This window comes from Pseudomonas sp. (assembly GCF_037994325.1).
Taxonomy (GTDB): Bacteria; Pseudomonadota; Gammaproteobacteria; order Pseudomonadales; family Pseudomonadaceae; genus Aquipseudomonas.
Genome location: NZ_JBBNAH010000360.1, coordinates 1 through 2808 on the forward strand (window position 1 = coordinate 1; position 2808 = coordinate 2808).

The window sequence follows — 2808 nt, forward strand, 5'->3', positions numbered from 1 at the left end:
GCTTTGAGGTGGTCTTGCAAACCGGGTTTGGCTTTGAGTACGGCGATAATCGACAGGGTGTCGTGCATGGCGATGGTCCTTTTTGGCGTCGTATGAGTTCAGCGATACCTCACTCTAGAAGTCCGGCCAACCCCGTCGCAACCGCTTAGCGGTGTTCGAAGAGGCGTCCTACATGGTTTACCGCAGCCGGCCGCGCCGTTAGCAATTCAAGCTTTTTAGTCAGGGGTTTCCTACAGGTGTAGGGGCTGTTTCGCATTAAGTCGCACCCATCTTCCGCCGTTTAATTCCGTCCCGTAATACGCAGCGGCAAACCAGCACTTGTTGGTTTGGCCCATGCGTTGCTGCTTTCAGCCCCCTACTGGACGATTACCATGATTATCCGTCGCCTTAACCTCGCCGTTCGCTCGACCTTGTTCTTTAGCGTGTTTTGCCTACTGATCGTTGGCCTCGGTGTGACCGCCTTACAACAGGCCAACAAACTGCGCGGCGTGGGCAGCTATTTTCAAGTTCACATCATTCCTGCGGTGAAAGAGCTGGGCGAGTTGGATGCCAATTTTTCCGACGTGCGTTTTTACAACAGCCTGATGCGCAATGATGATGAAGCGCCCGAAGAGCGGCGTCGGGCCATGGCCGATATTCAGGTGTCGCTGGGTAAGATCGAAGGCAATTTCACGGCCTTGGCAGGCTTGAATCTGGATGCGCAAGAGCAAAAAGCAGTTGCGCTGTTGCAAGCCAGCGTCAAACAGTTCAACGGTGTGCAGAGCCACTATATGGCGTTGATCGCGGCCAATGACCTGGACGGCGCAATGAAGCTGACGCAGGCGGAGCTGTCGACGAGCAGTAGAGCGCTGCAGGAGCGCATCACTGCGCTGGTAAGCAGCAACGACGAGCGCGCCAAGGCGTATAGCCTGAAAGCCGAGACTGCGTTTGATGACACCGTACGGTTGGTCATTGGCTTTAGCGTGTGTGCGGCCTTGGCTTGTATCGTTCTGGCTTGGCAGTACACCCGCAGCGTACTGTCCCCCGTGCGCCAGGCACTGCAGATTGCCGAGCGAATCGCCAACAACGACCTCAGTGAAACCATTGAAATCACCGGCCAGGATGAAATGGCGCGTCTGCTCAAGGCCTTGGCAACCATGCAAAGCAACCTGTGCAGCGCCCTGGAAAAAATCGGCGATTCCTCCACTCAATTGGCGGCTACCGCGGAAGAGATGCACGCCATCACCGAAGATGCCGCTAAAGGCATGGAGCGTCAGGCTAACGAAGTGGAAATGGCCGCTACCGCCGTCACTGAAATGAGCGCTGCCATTGAAGAAGTGGCGCGTAACGCCGCTGGCGCGTTGGAAGTGGCCACGCAAACCACGCAAGCGGCCAACCATGGTTGCGAGCGCGTCGATGAAACCCTGGCCGCCATCGCGCAAATGGTTGGCCGCGTGCAAGACACCTCCGCCAGCGTTGAAGAGCTGGCCACCGTGGCCAGCGAGATCAACAAAGTATTGGCCGTGATTCGTGCCGTAGCCGAGCAGACCAACTTGCTGGCGCTGAACGCCGCTATCGAAGCAGCCCGTGCCGGTGAGGCCGGTCGTGGTTTTGCCGTGGTAGCCGAGGAGGTGCGCGCGCTGGCCCGTCGTACCCAGCAGGCCACTCAGGATATCGAGGGCATGATGACCGGCATTGAAAGCTGCAGCGGCGCCGCTTTGAAAGCGATGAGCCAAACCAATGATCAGGCGCTGCACACCCAAGCACTGTCCAGTGCCGCCGGGCAGGCGTTGGTACAAATTAACCAGTCCATCGAGCACATCTACGAGCGCAGCCTGATGATTGCCACGGCCGCCGAGGAGCAGGCGCAGGTGGCCCATGAAGTGGACCGCAGCCTGATCAGCATCCGTGACCTGGCCTCGCAATCGAGCGAAGGCTCGCAGCAAACCACCATTGCCAGTGGCGAGCTTTCCTACCTGGCGGTTGACCTGAGCCAACTGGTCAAACAGTTCAAGTTCTAAACGTTACTGAAACCACCCAACGCCTGGTCAAGCACGATCAGGCGTTGTGGTTTGTACGCCGGTTAAATCACAAAAAAACCGTGGGTGGCATCGCGACCCAGCTGTGCGACCAGACCGTATTCCCAATCCAGATACCCCTGCATGGCCGCCACCGGATTGTCGGTGCCTTCATAGGGCCGGCGATAGCGGTCGATACGCGGCGAGGCCAACTGCTGCTCGCCACTTTCAAGCGGCAAACCGGCGTCAATCCAGGCGGCAGTTCCCCCTTCTAAAACGTGCACCGGCACTGGTGTCAGCGCTTGCAAATCGACCGCAGCGAAGCGGGCTAACAGGCTGCTGCCGCAAGTGAGCACATAGCGCTCGGCCTTTGGTAATTGCGCCAGCGCGTCCGGCAAATGGGCCCGCAGCAGCCAATGGGCACCGGGAATATGGCGCTTGACGTAATTAGCGCTGCTGGTGAAATCCAGCAGCACGGTGCCCGCTGTTTGTTGCCATTGCTGCAGGGTTTGCACCGTAATGCTCGGCGCTTGCGGCACCGTGGGCAGCGGTGCTTGCCAGGGGCCTTGCTGGCTAAATTGCCCAGCCGGTTGCGCGGCGAGCACCCACACCTGCCAACCCATTTGCGCCAGCCACGAAGCACTCATTGGCGCGCGCACGCCCTCGCTATCCACCAGTACCAAGCGTGCGCCACGTACGCTGGCGACGTGATCGGTTTCCTGCACCAATTGCCCACCCTCAACCCAGCGTGCCCCAGGTAAATGCCCGGCCTCATACTCGGCCGCGGTGCGCACATCGAACAGGTAGGTCG

2 protein-coding genes are annotated in these 2808 nt (G+C 59.1%); one reads left to right on the top strand and one right to left on the bottom strand.

Annotated elements, in window-relative coordinates:
• The first annotated feature begins 371 nt into the window (after window positions 1-371).
• Window positions 372-2000: a methyl-accepting chemotaxis protein gene (locus tag AAAB16_RS12290; protein WP_340663572.1), complete on the top strand. Its 1629-nt coding sequence runs from the start codon at window positions 372-374 to the stop codon at window positions 1998-2000.
• A 62-nt stretch (window positions 2001-2062) separates the two neighbouring features.
• On the opposite strand, the gene AAAB16_RS12295 is transcribed toward AAAB16_RS12290, so the two are convergent.
• The coding region (locus tag AAAB16_RS12295) for a rhodanese-like domain-containing protein (protein ID WP_340663573.1) at window positions 2063-2808 on the bottom strand (746 nt) is incomplete at its 5' end.

Bases quoted from the DNA above. Each gene is read 5' to 3' on its own strand.
- AAAB16_RS12290 (WP_340663572.1), top strand. From the start codon at position 372: ATGATTATCCGTCGCCTTAACCTCGCCGTTCGCTCGACCTTGTTCTTT.